Annotated in this window: 25 protein-coding genes; 22 read left to right on the top strand and 3 right to left on the bottom strand. The window is 35.1% G+C overall.

The features are described from left to right. Positions 1–92 precede the first annotated feature (92 nt). The 3 genes from gcvT to gcvPB are packed head-to-tail and all read left to right on the top strand — an operon-like array spanning position 93 to position 4,025. Entirely contained in the window at positions 93–1,199 is a 1,107-nt protein-coding gene (gcvT, locus tag D8M03_RS11270; RefSeq protein WP_121214879.1) for a glycine cleavage system aminomethyltransferase GcvT, read from the top strand. A gap of 17 nt (positions 1,200–1,216) precedes the next feature. Next, positions 1,217–2,563 carry an aminomethyl-transferring glycine dehydrogenase subunit GcvPA gene (gcvPA, locus tag D8M03_RS11275; protein WP_121214880.1) on the top strand — a complete coding sequence of 449 codons (1,347 nt, stop codon included), beginning with the start codon at positions 1,217–1,219 and terminating at the stop codon, positions 2,561–2,563. Next, on the top strand, positions 2,556–4,025 hold the full coding sequence (gcvPB, locus tag D8M03_RS11280) for an aminomethyl-transferring glycine dehydrogenase subunit GcvPB (protein WP_121214881.1): 1,470 nt from the start codon (positions 2,556–2,558) through the stop codon (positions 4,023–4,025). Before gcvPA ends, gcvPB begins: the two co-directional genes overlap by 8 nt. Before the next feature lie 257 nt (positions 4,026–4,282). Here the strand turns inward: gcvPB and D8M03_RS11285 are convergent, their stop codons facing one another. Next, positions 4,283–4,666 (bottom strand): rhodanese-like domain-containing protein, encoded by a 384-nt coding sequence (locus D8M03_RS11285; RefSeq protein ID WP_121214882.1) that lies wholly within the window; start codon positions 4,664–4,666, stop codon positions 4,283–4,285. Positions 4,667–4,766: 100 nt separating this feature from the next. On the opposite strand from D8M03_RS11285, the gene D8M03_RS11290 reads away from it, so the two are divergent. From D8M03_RS11290 to D8M03_RS11310, 5 genes are all read left to right on the top strand, one after another. Continuing rightward, entirely contained in the window at positions 4,767–5,603 is an 837-nt protein-coding gene (locus D8M03_RS11290) for a lipoate--protein ligase family protein (RefSeq protein ID WP_121214883.1), read from the top strand. A gap of 245 nt (positions 5,604–5,848) precedes the next feature. Beyond that, positions 5,849–8,419, top strand: coding sequence for a vitamin B12-dependent ribonucleotide reductase (locus D8M03_RS11295; RefSeq protein WP_121214884.1), 2,571 nt, complete (start codon positions 5,849–5,851; stop codon positions 8,417–8,419). A 257-nt stretch (positions 8,420–8,676) separates the two neighbouring features. Beyond that, entirely contained in the window at positions 8,677–10,092 is a 1,416-nt protein-coding gene (locus tag D8M03_RS11300) for an FAD-linked oxidase C-terminal domain-containing protein (RefSeq protein WP_121214885.1), read from the top strand. Then, positions 10,082–11,395, top strand: coding sequence for a (Fe-S)-binding protein (locus D8M03_RS11305; RefSeq protein WP_342768809.1), 1,314 nt, complete (start codon positions 10,082–10,084; stop codon positions 11,393–11,395). Before D8M03_RS11300 ends, D8M03_RS11305 begins: the two co-directional genes overlap by 11 nt. A 14-nt stretch (positions 11,396–11,409) precedes the next feature. Continuing rightward, positions 11,410–12,549 carry a CdaR family transcriptional regulator gene (locus tag D8M03_RS11310; protein ID WP_121214886.1) on the top strand — a complete coding sequence of 380 codons (1,140 nt, stop codon included), beginning with the start codon at positions 11,410–11,412 and terminating at the stop codon, positions 12,547–12,549. Between the two features lie 202 nt (positions 12,550–12,751). Here the strand turns inward: D8M03_RS11310 and D8M03_RS11315 are convergent, their stop codons facing one another. Beyond that, entirely contained in the window at positions 12,752–13,636 is an 885-nt protein-coding gene (locus D8M03_RS11315; RefSeq protein WP_414674158.1) for a DUF1385 domain-containing protein, read from the bottom strand. Positions 13,637–13,819: 183 nt separating this feature from the next. On the opposite strand from D8M03_RS11315, the gene D8M03_RS11320 reads away from it, so the two are divergent. The 5 genes from D8M03_RS11320 (at position 13,820) to D8M03_RS11340 (ending at position 16,815) form a co-directional block, all read left to right on the top strand. Then, positions 13,820–14,272 carry a hypothetical protein gene (locus tag D8M03_RS11320; RefSeq protein WP_121214888.1) on the top strand — a complete coding sequence of 151 codons (453 nt, stop codon included), beginning with the start codon at positions 13,820–13,822 and terminating at the stop codon, positions 14,270–14,272. A gap of 40 nt (positions 14,273–14,312) precedes the next feature. Beyond that, a complete protein-coding gene (aroQ, locus tag D8M03_RS11325; protein WP_121214889.1) occupies positions 14,313–14,741 on the top strand; it encodes a type II 3-dehydroquinate dehydratase in 429 nt (142 codons plus the stop codon). A gap of 16 nt (positions 14,742–14,757) precedes the next feature. Then, complete coding sequence (locus tag D8M03_RS11330; RefSeq protein ID WP_121214890.1) at positions 14,758–15,819, top strand: M24 family metallopeptidase; 1,062 nt, start codon at positions 14,758–14,760, stop codon at positions 15,817–15,819. Positions 15,820–15,832: 13 nt separating this feature from the next. After that, positions 15,833–16,390 carry an elongation factor P gene (gene efp / locus D8M03_RS11335; RefSeq protein WP_121214891.1) on the top strand — a complete coding sequence of 186 codons (558 nt, stop codon included), beginning with the start codon at positions 15,833–15,835 and terminating at the stop codon, positions 16,388–16,390. A 218-nt stretch (positions 16,391–16,608) separates the two neighbouring features. Continuing rightward, a complete protein-coding gene (locus D8M03_RS11340; protein WP_121214892.1) occupies positions 16,609–16,815 on the top strand; it encodes a stage III sporulation protein AC in 207 nt (68 codons plus the stop codon). A 95-nt stretch (positions 16,816–16,910) separates the two neighbouring features. Here the strand turns inward: D8M03_RS11340 and D8M03_RS11345 are convergent, their stop codons facing one another. After that, positions 16,911–17,090 (bottom strand): hypothetical protein, encoded by a 180-nt coding sequence (locus D8M03_RS11345; RefSeq protein WP_121214893.1) that lies wholly within the window; start codon positions 17,088–17,090, stop codon positions 16,911–16,913. Between the two features lie 122 nt (positions 17,091–17,212). On the opposite strand from D8M03_RS11345, the gene D8M03_RS11350 reads away from it, so the two are divergent. From D8M03_RS11350 to tlp, 9 genes are all read left to right on the top strand, one after another. Next, positions 17,213–18,124: a stage III sporulation protein AE gene (locus tag D8M03_RS11350; RefSeq protein WP_121214894.1), complete on the top strand. Its 912-nt coding sequence runs from the start codon at positions 17,213–17,215 to the stop codon at positions 18,122–18,124. Continuing rightward, positions 18,121–18,258 carry a hypothetical protein gene (locus tag D8M03_RS17730; RefSeq protein ID WP_161946751.1) on the top strand — a complete coding sequence of 46 codons (138 nt, stop codon included), beginning with the start codon at positions 18,121–18,123 and terminating at the stop codon, positions 18,256–18,258. The genes D8M03_RS11350 and D8M03_RS17730 overlap by 4 nt, the downstream gene beginning before the upstream one ends. Positions 18,259–18,425: 167 nt before the next feature. Next, positions 18,426–18,830: a hypothetical protein gene (locus D8M03_RS11355; protein WP_121214895.1), complete on the top strand. Its 405-nt coding sequence runs from the start codon at positions 18,426–18,428 to the stop codon at positions 18,828–18,830. After that, positions 18,827–19,369 carry a SpoIIIAH-like family protein gene (locus tag D8M03_RS11360; RefSeq protein ID WP_121214896.1) on the top strand — a complete coding sequence of 181 codons (543 nt, stop codon included), beginning with the start codon at positions 18,827–18,829 and terminating at the stop codon, positions 19,367–19,369. Before D8M03_RS11355 ends, D8M03_RS11360 begins: the two co-directional genes overlap by 4 nt. Before the next feature lie 179 nt (positions 19,370–19,548). Then, positions 19,549–20,058: an acetyl-CoA carboxylase biotin carboxyl carrier protein gene (accB, locus tag D8M03_RS11365; RefSeq protein WP_121214897.1), complete on the top strand. Its 510-nt coding sequence runs from the start codon at positions 19,549–19,551 to the stop codon at positions 20,056–20,058. 14 nt (positions 20,059–20,072) lie between these two features. Next, positions 20,073–21,446 (top strand): acetyl-CoA carboxylase biotin carboxylase subunit, encoded by a 1,374-nt coding sequence (gene accC / locus D8M03_RS11370; RefSeq protein ID WP_121214898.1) that lies wholly within the window; start codon positions 20,073–20,075, stop codon positions 21,444–21,446. 141 nt (positions 21,447–21,587) lie between these two features. Further along, the gene (locus tag D8M03_RS11375; protein ID WP_121214899.1) at positions 21,588–22,562 is read left to right on the top strand and encodes an LLM class flavin-dependent oxidoreductase; all 975 of its coding nucleotides are present in this window, start codon (positions 21,588–21,590) and stop codon (positions 22,560–22,562) included. Between the two features lie 132 nt (positions 22,563–22,694). Then, positions 22,695–23,099, top strand: coding sequence for an Asp23/Gls24 family envelope stress response protein (locus D8M03_RS11380; protein ID WP_121214900.1), 405 nt, complete (start codon positions 22,695–22,697; stop codon positions 23,097–23,099). 112 nt (positions 23,100–23,211) lie between these two features. Beyond that, the gene (gene tlp / locus D8M03_RS11385; RefSeq protein ID WP_121214901.1) at positions 23,212–23,448 is read left to right on the top strand and encodes a small acid-soluble spore protein Tlp; all 237 of its coding nucleotides are present in this window, start codon (positions 23,212–23,214) and stop codon (positions 23,446–23,448) included. Positions 23,449–23,844 lie beyond the last annotated feature (396 nt).

Genomic DNA, 23,844 nt, shown 5'->3' on the forward strand with positions numbered 1-23,844 from the left:
ATAATTATTGCAGAAAATCCCGAATCTTAATGTTAATGTATTGTATAAATGAATTTGCTTGTTTTTATGTAATGTAATGAGGAGGAAATCGCATGTCAAACCAGTTAAAAAGAACTCCGCTTTTTGAAGAGTATGCAAAATATGGCGGTAAAACGATTGATTTTGGTGGATGGGAGTTACCTGTACAATTTTCATCTATTAAAGAAGAGCATGATGCTGTAAGAAACCGTGCTGGATTATTTGATGTTTCACATATGGGTGAAATTTTTGTTGAAGGTAAAGATGCTACTACTTACTTACAAAAATTATTATCCAATGATATTTCAAAAATACCGTTTGGTGGAGCTCAGTACAATGCAATGTGCTATGAAAATGGTGGTGTAGTTGACGACCTTCTTGTTTATTACTTGCAAGAAAATAAATATTTATTATGCGTAAATGCAGCAAATATTGAAAAAGATTTTGAATGGATGAAGCGTCACATTGAAGGTGATGTAACAGTAACAAACAAATCCAACGAATATGCTCAAATTGCACTTCAAGGACCACTTGCTGAAGAAGTATTACAACAATTAACAGAAACAAATTTATCTGAAATTAAATCTTTCAAATTTATTAATGATGTTGATGTAGCAGGTCAGAAAGTTTTAGTTTCTCGCACAGGTTACACAGGTGAAGATGGTTTCGAACTATATGGGGAACCAGCTGCCATTGTAAAACTTTGGACAAAAATCTTAGAAGTTGGAAAAGATAAAGGTGTTGTTCCAGCTGGGTTAGGTGCACGAGATACATTACGATTTGAGGCTTGTCTACCACTATATGGTCAAGAGTTATCTCAAGATATTTCACCACTTGAAGCAGGAATTGGTTTCGTTGTGAAACTACAAAAAGAAAGTGACTTTATCGGGAAAGAAGCTCTTATTGCTCAAAAAGAAGCTGGATTAAAACGCAAGATTGTTGGGGTTGAAATGATTGATAAAGGTATTCCTCGACATGGTTATAAAGTATTTAAAGACGGCGTAGAAATTGGAGAGGTAACAACTGGTACTCAATCTCCTTTAACGAAACGCAATATCGGTTTAGCTTTAATTGACTCAAAATTCACAGAATTAGATACAGAGTTAGAAATCGAAATTCGTAATAAAAAGGTAAAAGCTAAAACGGTTGCTACACCTTTTTATAAACGTTCAAAAAAATAGGAAAAGAGGGTAATTCCATGGCACATCGTTATCTTCCAATGACGGAAACAGATCAAAAAGAAATGTTAGAGACAATTGGTGTACAAAGTGTAGATGAACTATTTTCGGATATTCCAGAAAGTGTTCGCTTTAAAGGGTTATATAATATTCCAGAGGCAAAGTCAGAATCTGCTCTTCTTAAAGAGTTAAAGCAATTAGCATCAAAAAATAGTGATACAGAATCTCATGTATCGTTCTTAGGTGCTGGTATCTATAACCATTACAAACCGATTATCGTAGATCATGTAATTTCTCGTTCAGAATTTTATACAGCTTATACACCATATCAACCAGAAATTTCACAAGGTGAGCTACAAGCTATCTTTGAATTCCAAACTATGATTGCAGAGCTTACTGGAATGGATTTAGCAAACTCATCTATGTACGATGGTGGTACATCTTTAGCAGAAGCAGGTATGCTTGCTGCTGGACATACACGCCGTAAAAAACTCTTAGTATCTGATGCAATTCACCCAGAATATAGAGACGTTGTTGCTACATATGCATATGGTCAATCAATTGAAGTCGTTACAGTTCCATCAAAAGATGGTGTAACGGATATCGAAGCGTTGAAAGGTCTACTAGACGACCAGACTGCAGCAGTATTAGTTCAATATCCTAACTTCTTCGGTCAAATTGAAGATATTAAGACGATTGGTGAATTAACTCATGATGTGAAAGGATTATTCATCGTTTCGGCAAATCCTCTTGCTCTTGGCGTATTAACACCACCTGGCAAATTAGGCGCAGATATCGTAACTGGGGATGCACAACCGTTTGGTATTCCTGAAAGTTTCGGAGGTCCGTACTGTGGATATTTTGCAACAACTTCAAAATTAATGCGTAAAGTGCCTGGTCGCTTAGTTGGTGAAACAGTTGACCACGAAGGACGCCGTGGATATGTATTAACATTACAAGCTCGTGAGCAACATATTCGTCGTGAGAAAGCTACTTCTAATATTTGTTCAAACCAAGCATTACTTGCACTTGCAGCATCTGTTGCTATGACAGCTCTTGGTAAACAAGGCGTACAAGAAATGGCGAAGCAAAATATTGTAAAAACAAGATTTGCAAAAAATGCCTTTGAAAATGCTGGATTTGTTGTTCCTTTCCAAGGTTCTCACTTTAACGAGATCGTTGTGAAAACAAATAAACCTGTTAGTGAAATTAATAACAAATTACTAGAAAAAGGTATTATCGGTGGTTTCGATTTAGGTCGCGTTTATCCGGAATTAGAAAATCATGCGTTAATTGCTGTGACAGAATTACGTACAAAAGAGGAAATCGAAACATTAGTTGCAGAAATGGGGGCTTACAATGCTTAACGAAAACCAATCTCTTATTTTTGAATTATCGAAAGAGGGACGTGTAGGTTATAGTTTACCTGAAATCGATGTACCTGATTTCGATCTTGCTGAACTTTTACCAGAAGGATATGTTCGTGAAGAAGCTGCCGAACTTCCAGAAGTTTCAGAGCTTGATATTATGCGTCACTATACTGCACTTTCACGCCGTAACCATGGTGTAGATTCAGGTTTCTATCCACTTGGTTCGTGTACAATGAAATATAATCCAAAAATTAATGAAAACGTTGCTAGACTTTCTGGATTTGCTAATATACATCCACTACAAGATGAATCAACTGTACAAGGTGCTATGGAATTACTATATGAGTTACAAACCTCTTTAGTTGAAATTACAGGTATGGATGAAGTAACTTTACAACCAGCAGCGGGTGCTCATGGTGAATGGACAGCATTGATGATGATTCGTGCGTTCCATGAAGCAAATGGTGAAGGACATCGAAACAAAGTAATCGTACCAGACTCTGCTCACGGAACAAACCCTGCTTCTGCAGCTGTAGCTGGTTTTGAAACAATTACAGTTAAGTCAAATGAAGACGGATTAGTAGACTTAGAGGATTTACGTCGTGTAGTTGGAGAAGATACTGCTGCATTAATGTTAACAAACCCAAATACATTAGGTTTATTTGAAGAAAACATTCTTGAAATGGCTGAAATTATTCATAGTGTAGGTGGGAAAGTATACTATGATGGAGCAAACTTAAATGCGGTTATGTCAAAGGCTCGTCCTGGAGACATGGGCTTCGATTGTGTTCACTTAAACTTACACAAAACATTTACTGGTCCTCACGGTGGTGGAGGTCCTGGTTCTGGTCCTGTAGGGGTTAAAGCGGATTTAATTCCATTCTTACCAAAACCAGTATTAGTGAAAAAAGAAGATGGAACATTCCATTTCGATTACGATCGTCCACAATCAATTGGCCGTGTAAAACCTTATTACGGTAACTTTGGAATTAACGTTCGTGCTTATACTTATATTCGCACAATGGGTCCAGAAGGGTTAAAATCAGTAACAGAATATGCTGTATTAAACGCAAACTACATGATGCGTCGTTTAGAACCTTATTTCGATCTTCCATATAACCGTCATTGTAAACATGAATTTGTGTTATCTGGACGCCGTCAAAAGAAATTAGGGGTTCGTACATTAGATATTGCAAAACGATTACTTGACTTCGGTTATCATCCACCTACAATTTACTTCCCATTAAACGTGGAAGAAGGAATGATGATTGAACCTACAGAAACAGAGTCAAAAGAAACGTTAGATGCATTTTGTGATGTTATGATTCAAATCGCAAAAGAAACAGAAGAAAACCCTGCAATTGTACAAGAAGCACCTCACACAACTGTCGTAAGCAGATTAGATGAAACACGTGCTGCACGTACACCAGTGCTTCGTTATACAAAAGTAGAAGCTTAATATTTTGAAGCGTCTCACTATAGTGAGACGTTTTTTATGGTGTGCGTGGATGGTTGAAATGATTATATTAGTGGAAATCAAAAAATTATTTTAATTTAATAGTGACTATTTATATAGGAAGAAACTATTTTTTTCTAAAAGATAATAGGGAAAAAGTCTAAAAATATATTAAAAATGGGATGCCCCTAAAGAATGGCATCCCAATTATTTTAAGATAGTATTGTAACTGAAATTTTTACAGTTTAGTGAAAAATTAGTTATGCTTTTGTTTTCACTTTACCAGTCCAAGTTTTAAATCCACCTTGAAGTTGGTAAAGCTGATTGTAACCTTTTTTCTTTAAGAATAATGCAGCACGTGCACTTCGACCTGAATTCTGACAATACAAATAAACAGGTAGATCTGGTCTAATTTCTTTGTATCGTTGGCGTAATTGTGTAGATGGAACATTACGTGCACCTAAAATATGTCCAGCATCAAATTCTTTTGTCTCTCGTACATCGATTAATTGCGCCTTGCGATAGCCTTGAATGAATTCTTCTTGAGTTAGATTTGTTACTGCTTTTTTTAATCTTAACATGTTTACTAAGACATACACGATTATTAAACCAAGTATGATAGCGATTGTATAAAGTACTTCCACTACTAAATTTCTCCTTTCTTTCTCCATTTACTATTATAAAAGAGAAAGTAGCGATAGTCCAATGGGTTTGATAAAATGATATTTATTGTGAGGAGATGAAATGATGAAAGCAAAATGGTATTTTATAAATTCTGGACCATGTCGTCCTTCATATAACATGGCTTTAGATGAAGCATTACTAGACTTCCATAGTAAGGGGGAAATTCCACCTGTAATTAGATTTTATGAATGGAATCCAGCAACTTTATCGATTGGCTATTTCCAAAGTGCAGAAAAGGATATCGATTTAGATGCAGTAAAAGCTCAAAATCTTGGTTTTGTTAGACGACCAACTGGTGGACGGGCTGTTTTACATGAACATGAATTAACTTATAGCATAATCGTCACAGAACAATATCCTAATATGCCTGCAACCGTTACAGAAGCTTATCGAGTGTTAAGTGAAGGTTTACTAGTTGGTTTCCAAAACCTTGGCTTAGAAGCTTATTTTAGCGTTCCAGATACAGAAGAAAAACGTGCTGATTTAAAAAGTCCAAAAAGCGCAGTTTGTTTTGATGCTCCAAGTTGGTATGAACTTGTTGTTGAGGGTAAAAAAGTAGCTGGAAGTGCGCAAACAAGACAAAAAGGTGTCATTTTACAGCACGGTGCCATTTTATTAGAACTAGATGAAGAAAAACTATTATCTGTATTTAAGTTTTCTTCTGACAAAGTTAAGGAAAGAATGCGAAAAAAATTACCTGAAAAAGCAGTTGCAATTAATCAATTAACATCTAAAAAAATTACGATTTCACAATGTATTGATGCTTTCAGAGATGGTTTTGAAGAGGCACTAGATATTGAATTAGTTCCTTATGAATTAACTTCTGAGCAATTAGAGTATGTTAGAAAATTAGAAGAAAAAAAATACTTGACTGATGAGTGGAATTATAGAAAATAGTATATAGAACATACGTTTTGTTTAAGCTGAAAAAATATTTTTTCATTGAAAGTCATGTATTCTCAACGTTTTATACAAATTTAAAAAAATCAACCCCTTGCATTGATAATTTTTATGCGGTAATCTTTTCTAGTGAATATAAATAATACAACATCTAGTGTGATTGTTTTGATATAAGCACAATATATTGTGTGGTTATTAAGTGTAAATCATACTAGATGTATTAATAGCAAGGAGGCTGGCAGATGGTAATGGTAAATGAAACACAAACAACCATCCTCATAGAGCAACTTAATAAAGACATCGAGAATTTCCCCCAAGTTCATCCAATTACAAAGGACATGCATATAACTCATAAAGGCGTGTCAAGATTGGTGATGATTGACCGCTATTCGTTTAAGGATACAGAAAAGAAGACATTAAAGCCTGGAGATTTTGTAGTATTAACTATTAAGGAAGATCCAAAATTTCCTGCACGTGGATTAGGGTTTATTCGCTCAATTGATTTTGAAGCAAAGAAAGCTGAAATTTTAATCGAGGAAGAATACCGTCACGTACTAGATGATTCTAAAGAACAAAATACAGGCATTATTGTAAGGTCCTTAGACGTTATTGAAAAGCCTCTAGAAGTTTTTTATGAACAAATCGCAAAACGTAATGCAACAGGGTTAGCTTCTGTTGAAGAAACAGATGAAAATAGAGAAAAATGGTTTAATAAATTCTATGAGCAACTTGTTTCATTGAAATTTATCCCTGCTGGACGAGTGTTGTACGGAGCTGGTTCACAAACAGATGTAACATTCTTTAACTGTTATGTTATGCCTTTTGTCCCTGATAGCCGTGAAGGGATAAGTGATCATCGTAAACAAGTTATGGAAATTATGAGTCGTGGTGGAGGAGTAGGTACAAATGGTTCTACATTACGCCCTCGTAACACACTTGCACGCGGTGTAAATGGAAAATCTAGTGGTTCAGTATCATGGCTTGACGATATTGCTAAGTTAACACATCTTGTAGAGCAAGGTGGTTCAAGACGTGGAGCACAAATGATTATGTTGGCAGATTGGCACCCAGATATCGTTGAATTTATTATTTCAAAAATGCAAAATCCACGTATTCTTCGCTATTTAATTGAAAATACAGAAGATGAGCTTATTACCCGCTTAGCTCAAGAAAAGCTGAAATTTAAGCCATTAACACAGCAAGAAGAAGCGATGTACCAAGGTATTGTAAATTATAAAAATATACCTGGCCTTGGTGGTTTCAGTGAAGCAATTATTAAGGATGCCGAATCGAAACTTCGTGATGGTGGAACATATAGTGTTCACAATCCAGAATTTTTAACTGGTGCAAATATTTCAGTTACTTTAACAAAAGAATTTATGGCAGCAGTCGAAAATGATGAGGAGTACGAACTACGTTTCCCAGATGTTGCAAACTATACTCCTGAAGAAATGGCCATTTATAACGAAAAGTGGCATGAAGTAGGGGATGTTCGTGAATGGGAAGCTCTAGGTTACAGAGTACGCACATATCGTAAAATTAAAGCTCGAGAACTTTGGAATTTAATTAATATTTGTGCAACTTATGCCGCAGAACCTGGTATTTTCTTCATTGATAATGCGAATGACATGACAAATGCACGTGCTTACGGGCAAAAGGTTGTAGCAACAAATCCATGTGGAGAACAGCCACTTGCGCCGTTTTCAGTATGTAATTTAGCAGCTGTTAACTTAGCTCAATTTGCTCAAAAAGAGTCAAAAACTGTTGATTTCGAATCATTGAAAGAAACTGTAAGAATTGGTGTACGTATGCAAGATAACGTTATTAATGCAACACCTTATTTCTTAGAGGAAAATCGTAAGCAAGCCTTAGGAGAACGTCGTGTTGGTCTTGGCGTTATGGGCTTAGCAGATTTGCTTATTTATTGTGAAAAAGAATATGGTTCACAAGAAGGTAATGAGTTAGTTGATAAAATCTTTGAAACAATTGCTGTCACAGCGTATGAATCTTCTATTGAACTTGGAAAAGAACGCGGAAGCTTCCCATTCTTACAAGGTGAAACAGAGGAAGAAACTAATCGTTTAAGACAAGCCTTTGTGAATACAGGATATATGCAACAAATGCCTGAACATGTTCGCCAAGGAGTACTAGAAAACGGTATTCGTAACTCTCATTTATTAACGGTTGCACCTACTGGATCAACTGGTACAATGGTGGGTGTTGCTACTGGTTTAGAACCTTATTTCTCCTTCGTATATTACCGTTCAGGTCGATTAGGTAAGTTTATTGAAGTGAAAGCTGAAATTGTACAAGAATACTTAAAAGCGCATCCAGATGCAGATGAAAACAATTTACCACACTGGTTCATTTCTTCTATGGAATTAACGCCTGAAGCTCATGCGGATGTACAATGTGTAATTCAACGTTGGGTAGACTCTTCAATTTCTAAAACCGTGAACGCTCCAAAGGGTTACACTGTTGAGCAAGTTCAAAAAGTATATGAACGCTTATACAAAGGTGGAGCGAAGGGCGGTACGGTTTACGTTGATGGCAGCCGTGATTCACAAGTACTGACATTAAAAGCTGAATCTTCACATGATGAGCAATTAGCATTTGAAGAAGTATTGGAAGAAAAAGTGAAGGAAAAGCCAGTTGTATTGGTTGATACAATTGCTCCACTAACATCTACGAATGTGACAATCGGTTCAGAAGTAGGGAATACTTGTCCGGTTTGTCGACAAGGTACTGTTGAAGAATTAGGTGGCTGTAACACATGTACAGGTTGTGGAGCACAACTAAAATGTGGTTTATAAAAAATTAGTGAAAACTTAAAATAATCTCATTTAAAACATCCTTTTAGATTAAATTCGTCTAAAAGGGTGTTTTTTAATGTCTAAATGTCTAAAGAAGAACATGGGTTAGAGAAGGGTGAGAATATCAAGTGTCCTTTTTTGTGCATATAGTACAAAAATTTATGTTAAATTCTTATTTTTTTAGCATAACCGTACATATAATTTGAGTTTTCTAAATTATAAAATTATTAAAATGATATTCAATTGAGGTGAATGTAATGGATCAACACATCATACAAGAATTTATAAATATAGTTGGTGAGAAAAATGTGAAAATGACAACTGCGCAGTTACTAGCTTATTCATATGATGCAACTGCAAACTATCAAGCTTTACCTGACTGTGTTCTGTCTCCTAGAAACACTGAGGAAGTATCTGAAATTGTGAAGATTTGTAATGAGCATAAGATTCCGATTGTTCCAAGAGGATCGGGTTCGAATTTAGCAGCTGGTACTGTTCCGAATAGTGGTGGTGTCGTACTGCTATTTAATCATATGAATAAAATAGTAGATTTCGATAAAGAAAATCTAACGATCACTGTTCAACCTGGTGTCATTACTGCTGATATTTGTAGCTTTGTGGAAAAAGAAAATCTTTTTTATCCGCCAGATCCTAGTTCGATGAAAATTTCAACGATTGGTGGGAATATTTGTGAGAATTCTGGGGGATTGCGCGGGCTCAAATATGGTGTCACAAAGGATTATGTGAAAGGGCTTACAGCAGTATTGCCGAACGGAGAGATACTAAAAACGGGAGGAAAATTAGCAAAGGATGTAGCAGGGTATGATTTAACTGCTTTATTAGTAGGTTCAGAAGGTACACTAGCTGTCATCACAGAAATCATTTTAAAGCTTGTACCATTACCAAAGACGAAAATGACTGGAATTGCCTATTTCAATTCTTTAGAGGCTAGTGCCAAAACAGTATCAAGCATTATAGCCAATAAAATTATTCCTGTTACCCTAGAATTTCTTGATAAAAAAACAATCGAAGCAGTTGAGCAATTTATGAAGATAGGTTTATCTACTGAAGTTGAGGCGATGCTCATTTTTGAGCAAGATGGAGACCTTGCTGCAGTAGAACATGACGTAAATGAAATGACAAGAATTGCTAATGAGAATGGAGCAATTTTCACAAAGATAGCAAATGACGAAGCGGAAGCGGATAAGTTAAAAACAGCTCGACGTGTCGCTTTATCTGCATTATCGAGATTGAGACCAACAACGATTTTAGAGGATGCAACTGTACCTCGATCTGAAATTGCAAAAATGGTAAATAAAATTGACGAAATCGCAAAAAAATATAACCTTTCGATTGCTACTTTTGGTCACGCGGGGGATGGGAATTTGCATCCTACATGTGTAACAGATGTTCGTGACCAAGATGAATTAAATCGAGTTGAATTAGCATTTAGTGAAATCTTTGAAGAAGCTTTATTGCTTGGAGGCACAATTACTGGAGAGCATGGAGTTGGGGAAATGAAAGCACCATATCTCGAATGGAAGATTGGAGAAGCAGGATTAAATATTATGAAAGGAATTAAAAAAGCTTTTGATCCGAACAACATCATGAATCCAGGTAAAGTATTTGCAAAGGAAACAAAAAAGAGAGTGGTGTTACAAAGTGTCCGTTAAATTACTTATGAGAGAATCATTTGAACAACATGTAGATGAAGCGTTATTACTTGATTGTATGAGATGTGGTTTTTGCTTATCTTCTTGCCCTACGTATCTTCATACAGAACAAGATGAAGCCCAATCACCACGTGGAAGAATTGCATTAATGAAGGCAATTAGAGAAGGGAAAGTGGAATGGGATACATCCATTGAAGAATCTTTTAACCTTTGTTTAGGGTGTCGTGCTTGTGAACCTGCATGTCCTGCTGGAGTACAGTATGGTGCATTAATTGAGCAAACAAAAGAAGCGATTCAAGAAGTAAAACCACAAAAGCGATTAGAGAAAACAGTTCGAAATATTACCTTTAATCACTTATTTGCAGAAAAGAAAGATTTAAATAAGGTAGTAAAATTAGTTCACTTCTATCAAAAGTCAGGTTTACAAAAGGTTACTAGAAAAATAGGTTTCCTCAAGTTATTCCCACCATTTTTAAATGAGATGGAAAAAGCATTGCCAGAAGTACCGAGAAAAGTAGAAGAACTTACTCCTGTGAAGCCATCAACAATAAAAGTGGCATTTTTTACTGGTTGTTTAATGGAATCACTTTTTCAAGAAATTAATGATAAAACCGTTCAATTATTAAAATTACTTGGGGCAGAAGTAATGATTCCAAAAGAGCAACAATGTTGTGGTGCTTTACATGGCCATAGTGGAGAGCTAGAAAAAGGTTTAAATAATGTAAAGATTAATGTACAAGCCTTTGATAGTGATGATTTTGACTATATTGTTAATAATGCTGGTGGTTGTGGTGCGTTTTTGTCAGAATATGAAAAACATTTACATGACAATCCTGACTTTGCTGAAAAAGCGAGACGTTTCAGTAACAAACTAATTGATATTTCTTCCTTACTAATTAACTTGGGAATAATTGATTATTTAAAGTCGCTACCTTTATCAGAGTCAAAAGTAATTGCAACGTATCAAGATTCATGTCACTTACGAAATGTGAACAAAGTTTTCGAGCAACCAAGAAGGATTTTGGAAAACTTACCTGGTATACAATATAGAGAAATGAAAAAAGCAGATAGTTGTTGTGGTTCTGCAGGTATATACAATCTATTACAGCCTAAGATGGCAAGTAATATTTTAAATACGAAGATGGGCTACGTCAAAGAAGTGAACCCATCCATACTTGTTACTTCTAACCCAGGATGTTTAATGCAGATGAAAGCTGGCATTGCCAAAGAAGGTTTATCTAGTAAAATGAGAGCAGTGCACATAGTAGAGTTAGTTTATGAACAAGTACATAGGGTTGTCTAATAGAAGAACTAGCAATGATGATAACTACTATTTTTAAGGGGAAAATGATGTTTGATTTACAGAAGATTGGTACAAAAATTGTAGAAGAATTAAAGAAATTAATTGATCAGGATGTCGTAATAATTGATCATAATGGGTTTATCATTGCTAGTACTGAAGTTGCCCGAATTAATCAGTTTCATGAAGGTTCTCTTCTTGCAATGAAAAATAAAGAAGTCACAATCATGACATATGAATTGTCGAAAACGCTAAAAGGTGTTCGAGAAGGAATGGTAATGCCCTTAATCATTGAAGACACACCAATCGGGGTAATTGGTGTTACTGGGGAACCTTCAGAAATTGAAAAATATGGGAAACTTGTTCAAAGAATCACGGAATTGTTCGTTGAAGATTTTCTTGCCCGACAAGAAAAAGAACGCGATGCAAGAATGTTTGAGTTTTTACTGTTAGATTTATTGAATAGTAGAGTCGAAAAGGACATATTGGCCCAGAGAATTGAAGTTATGGGTATTGACCCTGAAGTTTATAACCGAATTGTAATCGTAAAGGTTGATCGTAGGTTTGAATATCATGAAATTGATTTTTTATTAAGTGTTCAAACCATTCATCCAAAGCTACGAATGGCGCAATGGAGTTTTGATAAATTAATAATGCTTATTCCTAAAGTTTCTAGAGAACAATTGAAAAATGGGCTGTTAACCTTAATAAAAAATATAGAAACAAGATATAAGACAGAACTTCATATTGGTGTTGGAAATTGCGAAGATTTTTATAATTTACATGAGTCCTATAAAAAATCACTTATCGCCTTGTCAACTGCTATTTCAGAGGGTGTAGAGCTAATCTTTGAAGAAGACTTAACGATTGAATTATTGTTGTCCGATATTGATGAATATAAAATTCAAACTTTTATTGAGCGCACAATTAAACCAATAATAAAAGATGAAGAATTGCTATTAAATCTTGAAAAGTGGCTAAATAGTAATAGCTCATTACAAGAAATTGCTAATGACCTTCATATTCATAAAAACACGCTGATATATAGATTAAAGAAAATAGAAAACTTATTAAACGTGGATTTAACTAAAAGTAAAAATAAATTAGATCTAAATCTAGCAATTTATTTATATAGGAAAAGCAATTTATTTATCTAAATAAGAGATATTGAGCAAGGAAAAGCGGGGTGGCCATAAAGTTTTGACTTTTGTATCACCCCATTTTTATTGCATTTGTTCAGTATTAGGTATTTTATGATTTATAAGGGAATAGTGTTTTACCGTGCAAAAATCAACTTAGCATTTAGCATAAATAAAAACAGGAACTCATCGTCATTCATGAGTCCCTGTTACTTTATTTTTAGTCGTGATGTAATTCCATTGCCACTTCTGGATTTTTTTCAACTTCATGCAATTTGTTGAATGAGGCAATAGCTACTTCTACCATTTCATCTTTTGGTTCTTTTGTAGTTAATAATTGAAGCCATAAACCTGGATAACCAAGATACTTTAATACTGGAATTTCTCTAAATGCATTTGTAATCTGAAGTACTTCAAAGGAAATACCAAGTACAACAGGAATTAATAATATTCGAATGACTAAACGTAACCATAATGGATCTGTTGGAAAGAAGAAGTACACAAACATACCAATGATTACAGTGAATAAAATAAAACTTGATCCGCAACGATAATGTAAACGAGATTGTTTTTGAACATTTTCGACTGTTAGTTCCAGCCCGTTTTCGTAACAATTAATAACTTTATGTTCAGCTCCATGATATTGAAAAACCCTTTTAATTAGTGGTGTCATGGAGATAATATATAAATAAGCAAGTAGTAAAATTAGTTTGAAGCCAGTCTCTAAAAATATTTGTGGATATTTACCTGTTACCCATGGAGAAAATAATTCTGCTAAAAATACAGGTACCAATGTAAAGACGAATTTTCCAAATAAAAATGAAATAACCCCAACTACTGCTACACCTAATATCATTTGAAGTTTTGACATTTCACCTTCAGATTCCTCTTCTTCACCGGGATCCATGTCATAACGTTCACTTGCGAATTGTAAATGTTTTGCACCTAAACCAGATGATTCGATTAACGCAACTACACCGCGAATGAATGGGAATTTCTTTAACTTTTGAAAAATCGGTTTTTGGGGTTTTTTAGCATAATAATATTCGATCGATTGATCATTTCTACGTACAGCTGTAACTGTATGGTCTTTTCCTCCGAACATTACACCTTCTAAAAGTGCTTGTCCACCATAAACAGGTGCTTGATTACTCAATTTATGTACACCACTCTCTCAAAATATAAAACTTGTAACTATACTATTGTACTAAATTTTCTCCAAAACCTCTACCCAAGCGTATAATGAATTTTGTTAATGGCGAAACTTATGGAAAAAGAGGTGTTGAAAATGATTTACTTAGCAGTAACCACGAGTGTTTTTGCTGCTCTTTTTCTGACATTGTCATTAAAACTTTTATCACTATTTCATTTTATTAAATGGAGTCCTGTTGGTTACACAAAGGAATGGGGGATATTAGTTCACAATCATTGGTCGATTAAATGGCTATTTTTAATCATTATGATTTTCCTTATTACCCTCATTTTATATTTTATCATGCAATATGTAGCCCTTGTACCGCATTTTTTCACGTCTCTCGTAATCGGTGCAGTATTAGCTCTTATTGTTGAATGGGTTATTTTTGATTTACCTGCAGAACTATCATCATTTAAAAAATTATCGATTCCGTTTATGGTAGTAGTTATTATTACAGCACGATTTGTTTTCGAAACTGCTGCGTATCATTACAGAGCGCATGGAGAACGAAATAAGTTGCCGTATAAAGACTCTGTGATAAAATAAAAAAAGGTGGTAATTTTCGTTAAAAAAGGAGAATCACGCTATGAATCTATTAGTATTAAACGGTCCGAATTTAAATAGATTAGGCAAAAGGGAGCCTGAAATTTACGGCAGTGAAACGTTAGAAGATGTAAAAAATAAATGTGTTACTCTAGCTGCACAATTTAACGCAAATCTAGAATTTAAACAATCAAATCATGAAGGCGAGTTGATCGACTGGCTTCATGAAGCGGAGGATAGTGGGGTGGATGGCATCGTTTTTAATCCCGGTGCCTATACTCACACTAGTATCGCCTTACGTGATGCCATTGCTGCTATAAATGTCCCCGTTATAGAAGTACATATATCCAATATACATAAACGTGAAGAATTTCGACATGAATCGAAACTTGCAGCAGAATGTGTTGGTCAAATTACAGGGTTGGGGACATTCGGGTATGAATTAGCCCTAAGAAAGTTTTTACAACAATAAAAAGGGGATGTTTTTTATGATTAAACTTGAAAAATTACGTAAAGCGTTGATTGACGAAAATGTTGATGCGATTTTAATTACAAATCAATATAACCGCCGCTATATGACAGGTTTTACAGGAACAGCAGGAGTAGCAATTGTTTCTCAAAATGATGCAGTTTTTATTACAGATTTCCGCTATACAGAGCAGGCAAAAAAACAAGTACAAAATTACCGAATTGTCCAACACGAAGGTATTCTGTTTAAAGAAGTAGCAAATCAAGTTGAAAAAATGGGGATTAAAACGTTAGGTTTTGAGAAAGATACTATGACATACGGGGTTTATGAAAATTATAAGTCCTTATTAAAAGCTAACTTAGTACCTCTTTCTGGGTTAATTGAAAAAATTCGCTTGATAAAGAACGAACAAGAGATTAATATTATTAAGGTTGCATGTGAAATTGCAGATCAAGCATTTACTCACATTTTAGAGTTTATTAAGCCAGGAAAAACTGAGCTTGAAGTGTCGAATGAATTGGAATTTTTCATGCGTAAACAAGGTGCACAGGCGTCATCTTTTGACACTATCGTTGCAAGTGGTGTGCGTAGCGCTCTTCCACATGGTGTTGCAACAAACAAGACGATAGAAAAAGGTGATTTTGTAACCCTTGATTTCGGTGCATTATACAATGGCTATGTCTCTGATATAACTCGTACAATTGCAGTTGGGCAACCGTCTGACCAATTGATTGAAATGTACAATACTGTATTACAGTCTCAACTGCTTGCTTTAGAAAAAGTTGGACCTGGTATGACTGGAATCGAAGCGGATGCCATTGCTCGTGATTACCTAACTTCCAAAGGTTATGGCGAAGCATTTGGACATTCTACTGGTCACGGTATCGGTTTAGAAGTACATGAAGGACCAGCACTTTCATCGCGTTCTGAAACGGTTTTAGAACCAAATATGGTTGTGACAATTGAACCAGGCATTTATTTACCAGGAATCGGTGGAGTACGTATTGAAGACGATGTTTTAATCACAGAAACAGGTAATGAAAAATTAACGCATTCGAAAAAGGAATTAATTATTTTGTAATGGAGGAAAACTCATGATTTCAGTAAACGATTTTCGTACTGGTTTAACAATTATGATTGACGGCCAGTTATATCGTGTTTTAGATTTCCAACACGTTAAACCAGGTAAAGGTGCGGCATTTGTACGCTCAAAATTACGTAACTTACGTAACGGTAACGTAACAGAAAAAACATTCCGTGCTGGTGAGAAAGTAGAAAAAGCTCAAATTGATAACCGTAAAATGCAATATTTATATGCACAAGGTGATTCTCACGTGTTCATGGACATGGAATCTTACGAACAAACAGAATTAGCAAGTGCTCAAATTGAAGATGAATTAAAATATCTTCTTGAAAATATGGAAGTTTATATTCAATCATTCCAAGGTGAAATGCTAGGTGTAGAATTACCAAATACAGTAGTTCTTGAAGTTAAAGAAACTGAACCTGGTATTAAAGGTGATACTGCTTCAGGTGGTTCTAAACCAGCTACAATGGAAACAGGACTAGTTGTTCAAGTTCCATTCTTCGTTAATGAAGGGGATAAACTTATTATCAATACAACTGACGGATCATACGTATCTCGTGCATAATACTATTAAAAACAGTGATAAACAAATTTTGTTTATTACTGTTTTTATTTTTTGCGTATTTAGAAAATATTATTTTAAAAGTTAATAACTATGAAGCGCTCGTATTCTAGAATTTAACTATTAACCAGTCATCTAAAAAAATAGATGGCTTTTTTAGTTTGGACAGGTCTATTTAGTTGAACAAGCTCATATATTGCCTTACACAAGGAGGCGTCGTAATGGAGTTATCGGACGTTTTGCGAGTAGCTGGGGTAGGGCTCATCATTGCTTTACTTCATGTTTTCTTTGAGCAAATCGGCAAAAAGGAATTTTCATTTTTTCTATTTTTTATTGCATACCTATATATAACTGCAGAACTAATAAGATTTTTACGGCTTTTCTTTGACGATATCTTGACATTCTTCCAATGGCTCAATTTAAGCTAGGTACCCTATGAACTATTTAATGTATGCCGTAATCCTAATTTTACTTCTAATATTCATTAAAGAAACGATCCATAAACTACACGGACTATTTGTTATCATTTTCTTTTTCGTACTACTATATTTCTTACTGTCGGTGCTCGCCATTCCATTCGTAGAGCAGCTTCTTTCATATGTTTCATCAGTGCCCTATGTAACCCAGCTTGTGTACTCTGCACTTTTTTATCAGATAGGATTGTTTTTTCAATCATTATTTGATGAAGAGGAATACGAAACATTTGGTGAACTCGTGATGTTTTCGGTACGAATTGTACTACTATTTTATTGGACTAGCGAATTTGCAAAAGTACTTTCGAATTTCTCGTCAATTTTAGAAAAGCTTCAGTAAGGGGCTTTGACAATGAATGATCTACTTAATGTTTTTATCGATCCACTAAAATTAGCTGGACAATCTATCATTCTAGTAATGACTTACACCATACTATTTTTAGTACTCGAAGCGTTTATCCCCAAATTTAAAAAATGGGCTGACACGTTATTTATTATTGTACTCATACTAACACTCGGACAAACGGTGATGGATTCATTTTCATTAATGGGACAATTGGTCAACGTTGCTTCAGATTTCTTTTTAGGAGTTACACCAATATTAACGTCTTTATTAGTAGTTTTAAATTCGGTGTTTTCATTTATTGCATGGAGTCCGGTAATCCTCTTTATATTCGAAATGCTAATGTTACTTTGTAAAAATATTTTAATCCCTGCTGTCACTGTGGCGCTGGTGCTTGATTTTTGTACAAGGTTTATTCAAGATATTAGTTTTTCGAAAGCGTCGGATTTAATTCGCGGCTCCGTCATGACAATGATTACGGCTTTATTAATTGCTATGGTAACGGTTCTATCATTTACTGGTGTAGCTTTCTTCACAATTGACCAAGCAATTGCAAGTCCAGCGAAAAAAGTAATTGAACAAACAATACCAATTGTTGGTTCACTGATTGTTGAAGGATTTTCAATCTTTCAGAAATATCAATCCACTGCGACAACTGTAGCAGGCTTTAGTGCTATGACCGCTTTTTGGATTGCCGCTTTTTTCCCAGCAGGAAAACTATTAATTCATGCATTGACTTTTAAGTTTTTAGCTGCAATTGTTGAACCGTTTACGGGTGGAACCATTAGCGGGCTATTAGACGATGTTGGAAAATCATTATTACTACTTTGTGCAGTTGCAATTCTTCTAGGCATTGCCTTTGTATTTATCTGGTTAATTCTAATGGTCATTATGCAACTAGGGGTGGGGAAAAGTTTTTGATCAAACTCATTGCGATTATTCTAATAGGAAAATGTTTATTGCTCTTAGCTGATGAAAAAGATGTTCTTGTCTATGTAAAACTAGCAACACTGCTAATTTTTATTACAACAATGTTAGATTTTCTTAAACTTTAATTCATACTGTTGGGACTAGCTTCATACAATGTGTTGAAACATGAAACTTTGTTCAGTGCAACCCCATACAGACTGTATTACTTAACTTACTGAACAAAACATTTAATTATATAAACGCCTATTGATTAGGCGTCTTGAATGGAAGGGGGGCGCTCGTTAGAGGTGAGGTGGAAAAGAAATGGACAAAGCAAAAATTAATCTTTATTCCGATTGCATTAATAGTGTTCATTGCGTACATTTCTGTAACGTTTAATGATCCAAAGGGTGAGCAGTATGATACATCAACAGCTGAAGGAAAACTTGAACAAACATTAAGCCAAATTCAAGGTGTTGGACAAGTTAAGGTTTACTTCCATTATGATGAAAATACGACAAAAACATCTGGAGATAGTTTACTAGATTTTAGTTCAACAAGTAAAAAGCCAAGTGTATCAGGATTGCTCGTTGTATCCGAAGGGGCGTCTGACCCAAGCATTCAACAGAAACTTTTAGAAACTATCAGTCGAGTAATGCAAATGCCTACTCACAGAATTATGATTGTACCGATGGAGAGTAAAGGAGATGAACAATGAAAGTAAAAAGAAGAACAGTATGGTTATTAACGCTTTTGAGTTTAGCGGCTGTGATTTCAGTTTACTATGTATTTGAACCTAATCGTGATGTGGATCTGTTAACAATCTTTACAGATGACACATTACAAGAAACAACTTTAACAAGTGTAGATGACAAAGAAATTACAACAACGACTTCAGAAAGTTATTTATTTGATGAAATGCGTATGGAAAAAAGTAACGAACGTAGTAAAATAAGAGAGCAGCTTACTCAAAAAATTGCTTCAGATCAGTACACAGCTGAGGAGAAAAATGAAGCATTTAATGAAATGAATGCATTAATTGAACAAGAATCGTCTGAAGCAATGCTTGAAATGTTAATTGAGTCGCTTGGTTATTCTGATGCGTTAGTACGAGTTGAAGATGAGAAAGTAGCTGTTACTGTATTATCAGATGAAATTTCAAAACAACAGGCGAATGAAATTATCTTTATCGTACGCTCTGAGTTGGAAGATATAAGTGATGTATCAGTAAGTGTTTCATCAAATTATTACAATTAATAGTTTATTGATATAATAATGTTATATAACAGAAATTACGCAGTGCTTTCGTTTACGCAACGAAAGCACTGTTTTTTACGTAAAATTTATAAAATTAAAATTATTTGTTTCAAAAGTTCAAAAAAAATTATAAAATAGGTTTTGTAATTAATTTAAAAACCTAAGGGGTGTACACACAAATGTTTAAAGTACAAGAATTAAGAGAAATTATCAAATTAGTGGATGGCTCATCAATCGATGAATTCGTTTATGAAAACGATGGTGCTAAAATTAAATTGAAAAAAAGTAATGGTGTAGTAACTGAAGTTGTTGCTCCTAAGAAAGAAGCAGCTCCTGTTGTACAACAAGGTACAGTGGCAGCGGCTCCAGCACCAGCTCCAGTAGCTCCAAAAGCTGAAGAAAAAGTAGAAGAGCCTAAAGCTGCTGCACCAGTTGCTGATGATGCATCTTTACATAAAATTACTTCTCCAATGGTAGGAACTTTCTATCAAGCTCCATCACCAGATGCTCCTGCTTATGTAAAAGTTGGAGATAAAGTTGGAGAAGAAACAATTGTATGTATCGTAGAAGCAATGAAATTATTCAACGAAATCGAAGCAGAAATTAAAGGTGAAATTGTAGAAATACTAGTGAAAGACGGTCAACTAGTAGAATACGGTCAACCACTATTCTTAGTGAAACCTGAGTAAGGGGAGCTTCTATCATGAAAAAAGTATTAATCGCAAACCGTGGTGAAATTGCAGTACGTATCATTCGTGCATGTAAAGAACTAGGTATCCAAACTGTAGCAGTATATTCTGAAGCTGACGCGGAAGCACTTCATGTAAAATTAGCAGATGAAGCTTACTGCATCGGACCAAAATTATCAAAGGATTCTTATTTAAGTTTCCCAGCAGTATTAGGTGTAGCACAAAAAACTGGTGTTGATGGTATTCACCCAGGTTACGGTTTCTTAGCTGAAAACGCAGACTTTGCTGAAGCTTGTGAAAATGCTGGTATTAAATTTATCGGTCCTTCTTCTGATTCAATTAAAATCATGGGGATTAAAGACGTTGCACGTTCTACAATGGAAGAAGCTGGTGTACCACTTGTTCCAGGGACAGGCATTGTTCCAGATATTGAAACAGGTAAAAAATGGGCAAGCGAAATTGGTTACCCAGTAATTATTAAAGCTACTGCAGGCGGTGGCGGTAAAGGTATCCGTGTTGCTCGTACAGAAGAAGAGTTAGTGAAAGGTATCGAAATTACGCAAAAAGAGGCTGCTGCAGCATTTGGTAACCCAGGCGTATACTTAGAAAAATTCATTGAATTCTTCCGTCACTGTGAAATTCAAGTACTAGCAGATAGCCATGGCAATGTAGTTCATTTAGGTGAACGTGATTGTACGGTACAACGTCGTATGCAAAAACTTGTTGAAGAAGCTCCATCTCCAGCATTATCTCCTGAACGTCGTGCTGAAATGGGCGCTGCGGCAGTTAAAGCTGCTCAAGCATGTGACTACGAAGGTGCAGGTACAATTGAGTTTATTTACGACTACCAAGCTGACAAATTCTACTTCATGGAAATGAACACTCGTATCCAAGTAGAACACCCAGTTACAGAAATGATTACTGGTGTTGACTTAGTTCAACAACAATTAAAAATTGCTTCAGGTGAGAAATTACCATTCGCACAAGAAGATATTAAAATTAACGGTTGGGCAATTGAATGTCGTATTAATGCAGAAAATGCATACAAAAACTTCATGCCTTCAGCTGGTACAGTAGACACTTATGTGACTCCAGGTGGTTATGGTGTACGTATTGACTCAGCAGTATATGCTGGCTATACAATTCCTCCATTCTACGATTCAATGGTTGCAAAACTAATTGTTCACGCTGATACTCGTGAGGAAGCAATTGCAAGAATGAACCGTGCATTAAGTGAATTCGAAGTTTCAGGACCTGGAATTAACACAACAATTCCATTCCACCAAGCTTTAATGAATAATGAAGTTTTCCAATCAGGTAAATTCAATACGAAATTCCTTGAAGAAAACGATATTTTAAACGTGAAAAAAGAAGCAGTAACAAAATAAAACTTTTTAAGAGATTTTCTCATACTTTTGAGAAAATCTCTTTTTTTTATCAAAATGCGATTTTTCGAATATATAAGTGCAAATAAATGAATGAAATGAGAAATCGTCTTATACTTAAAAATAGAAGGGAGTGGACAAACTTTGTTACCAAAATTATCAGTATTAGATTTAGCTCCTGTTTTAGAAGGACAAACAATTGAACAATCTTTTCAAAATAGTAGGGATTTAATTCAACATGTCGAACAACTCGGCTATCATCGTTATTGGGTAGCGGAACATCATAATATGCAAGGGATTGCTAGCTCAGCGACTTCTGTTTTAATTGGATATTTAGCGGCAGCAACATCAACAATTCGTGTTGGTGCAGGTGGAATCATGTTACCTAACCATTCTCCGTTAGTGATAGCCGAACAATTCGGTACGTTAGAGTCAATGTATCCTGGGCGAATTGATTTAGGTCTAGGAAGAGCACCAGGATCTGATATGTTAACTGCAAGAGCTTTAAGACGTGATGAACGTGGCGCCTACGAATTTGATCGTTTAGTAGAAGAGCTTATGGAGTATTTTGAAGATGTTGATCGACCAGTTATTGCAGTACCTGGGAGAGGATTAAATATTCCTATATGGTTGTTAGGATCTAGTTTATATAGTGCTCAATTAGCAGGGAAATTAGGCTTACCTTATTCATATGCTAGTCATTTTTCTCCAGAGTTATTAGATGATGCGATAAATACATATAAACGAAATTTCGTACCATCTGATGTATTAGAGAAACCTTATGTCATGATTGCCATCAATGCAATGGTGGGGGAGACAGATGAAGAAGGTGAATTTTTAGCAAGTACACTTTTCCAACAATTTTTAGGAATGATTCAAGGAAAAAAAGGGAAAACAAAACCTCCTCGTGAAATGGAAAGTCTTTGGACAACACACGAAAAACAAACAGTACTTCAACAATTAAAATATACTTTCTTTGGCTCACCGCAAACGGTTAAGAAAAAACTTGAACAGTTAATAAGTGAACGTGAAGTAGATGAAATTATCATAAATAGTGCAATTTATGATCAAGAAAAAAGAAGACGTTCATATCAATTGTTGGCTGATGTTTGGAAATAGAGTAAAAAAGTAAATAATATTATAGCTTTGATAACAACGATAATATGAAAAATGGTATAATGAAAACAAATAGAAGTCTTTGTAAAATGTGTCACTACTAAAAGTTTTACAAAGTGGGAGAGGATGAAGAAGATGGCTGAGAAAGTAACAAAAGCTTTCGTACAACCAACTCCTTCTGGAAAAGAAGAACTTGGTCAAATAGAAGTAGCCCCTGAAGTAATTGAAGTAATTGCAGGTATCGCAACAACAGAAGTAGATGGCGTTGCGGCGACACGGGGAAATTTTGCATCTGGCGTAGCTGAACGCTTTGGTAAAAAGGTTCATTCAAAAGGTGTGAAAGCAACAATTTCTGAAGATGGACAAATTGCGATAGATGTTTATTGTTCTGTAAAATACGGTTTTTCTATTCCGAAAGTAGCAAAAGATATTCAAAGTTCAATTCGTCAAGCAATTTATAATATGACGTCCATTAATACAAACGAAGTAAATGTTCATATTACAGCAATTCAATTTGAACAAATTAAAGAAGAAGAATAACCCTCGTAAAAAAGCCCTACCTTTTAATGGAAGGGCTTTTTTTAGTATATTATTAGTTGTACCATCCACACTAAAGACCGTAATAATTATATCTTTAGGGGAGGATGTTATTATGGCTCGTCGCAGAAATGCAAAACCAGATGATCGTTCAGATAACGTAGAAAAATTACAAAGTATGGTTCAAAATACATTAGAAAATATTGAAGCCGCAGAAGAAACTGCCGCTTTTGCGGGACCTGAAGAGAGAGCAAAAATAGAAGCGAAAAATAAAAGACGTAAAGAAGCTGTTAGAGGTTTACGTGAAGAAATTAAAGATGAAGCAGCTGCTCGCGAACGAGGAGAATGCTAAAGGAGTTTATTCTCTTTTTTATGAGGTGTCCAAAAAGTTAAACTTTTTGGGCACTTTTTTATTCTGGATTAATTTTACTTGCGGTGGTCGCACCAATATCCCACCATCCCCGTCGCAAAAAGTAACTCTCTTTTTTTAGACGGCCACTTTACACTGTTAATAAAATACATAACATCATAAAATATAAAAAGGAAAGATTTGAAGGTAGTGTAAAAACTTCTATGAAAAACTGAAAATCACAAAGTATTAGGCGATAAGTACTCTCCGAACGAGGGGACAATCGCTCTTGACAAACATTCCGAAAAGGTTGCGCCTTGTTTTTGAGGGCGAAGAGGAAAAAGTAGGCACACTAAATAACCCTCGCCAAATACCAATTTTAACCTTTTCTCCATTCGG

It is taken from the genome of Ureibacillus endophyticus (genome assembly GCF_003628435.1).
Taxonomy (GTDB): Bacteria; Bacillota; Bacilli; order Bacillales_A; family Planococcaceae; genus Ureibacillus; species Ureibacillus endophyticus.

What these genes read in the sequence shown, in the direction of transcription:
- D8M03_RS11290 (WP_121214883.1), top strand. Translation starts at nt 4,767, where the DNA reads ATGATGAAAGCAAAATGGTATTTTATAAATTCTGGACCATGTCGTCCT.
- gcvT (WP_121214879.1), top strand. Translation starts at nt 93, where the DNA reads ATGTCAAACCAGTTAAAAAGAACTCCGCTTTTTGAAGAGTATGCAAAA.
- D8M03_RS11350 (WP_121214894.1), top strand. Translation starts at nt 17,213, where the DNA reads ATGAATGATCTACTTAATGTTTTTATCGATCCACTAAAATTAGCTGGA.
- D8M03_RS11315 (WP_414674158.1), bottom strand. Translation starts at nt 13,636, where the DNA reads ATGTTCGGAGGAAAAGACCATACAGTTACAGCTGTACGTAGAAATGAT.
- gcvPA (WP_121214880.1), top strand. Translation starts at nt 1,217, where the DNA reads ATGGCACATCGTTATCTTCCAATGACGGAAACAGATCAAAAAGAAATG.
- D8M03_RS11380 (WP_121214900.1), top strand. Translation starts at nt 22,695, where the DNA reads ATGGCTGAGAAAGTAACAAAAGCTTTCGTACAACCAACTCCTTCTGGA.
- D8M03_RS11340 (WP_121214892.1), top strand. Translation starts at nt 16,609, where the DNA reads ATGGAGTTATCGGACGTTTTGCGAGTAGCTGGGGTAGGGCTCATCATT.
- accC (WP_121214898.1), top strand. Translation starts at nt 20,073, where the DNA reads ATGAAAAAAGTATTAATCGCAAACCGTGGTGAAATTGCAGTACGTATC.
- D8M03_RS11360 (WP_121214896.1), top strand. Translation starts at nt 18,827, where the DNA reads ATGAAAGTAAAAAGAAGAACAGTATGGTTATTAACGCTTTTGAGTTTA.
- aroQ (WP_121214889.1), top strand. Translation starts at nt 14,313, where the DNA reads ATGAATCTATTAGTATTAAACGGTCCGAATTTAAATAGATTAGGCAAA.
- efp (WP_121214891.1), top strand. Translation starts at nt 15,833, where the DNA reads ATGATTTCAGTAAACGATTTTCGTACTGGTTTAACAATTATGATTGAC.
- D8M03_RS11320 (WP_121214888.1), top strand. Translation starts at nt 13,820, where the DNA reads ATGATTTACTTAGCAGTAACCACGAGTGTTTTTGCTGCTCTTTTTCTG.
- D8M03_RS11295 (WP_121214884.1), top strand. Translation starts at nt 5,849, where the DNA reads ATGGTAATGGTAAATGAAACACAAACAACCATCCTCATAGAGCAACTT.
- D8M03_RS11345 (WP_121214893.1), bottom strand. Translation starts at nt 17,090, where the DNA reads ATGTTTCGTATTCCTCTTCATCAAATAATGATTGAAAAAACAATCCTA.
- D8M03_RS11300 (WP_121214885.1), top strand. Translation starts at nt 8,677, where the DNA reads ATGGATCAACACATCATACAAGAATTTATAAATATAGTTGGTGAGAAA.
- tlp (WP_121214901.1), top strand. Translation starts at nt 23,212, where the DNA reads ATGGCTCGTCGCAGAAATGCAAAACCAGATGATCGTTCAGATAACGTA.
- D8M03_RS11310 (WP_121214886.1), top strand. Translation starts at nt 11,410, where the DNA reads ATGATGATAACTACTATTTTTAAGGGGAAAATGATGTTTGATTTACAG.
- accB (WP_121214897.1), top strand. Translation starts at nt 19,549, where the DNA reads ATGTTTAAAGTACAAGAATTAAGAGAAATTATCAAATTAGTGGATGGC.
- gcvPB (WP_121214881.1), top strand. Translation starts at nt 2,556, where the DNA reads ATGCTTAACGAAAACCAATCTCTTATTTTTGAATTATCGAAAGAGGGA.
- D8M03_RS11330 (WP_121214890.1), top strand. Translation starts at nt 14,758, where the DNA reads ATGATTAAACTTGAAAAATTACGTAAAGCGTTGATTGACGAAAATGTT.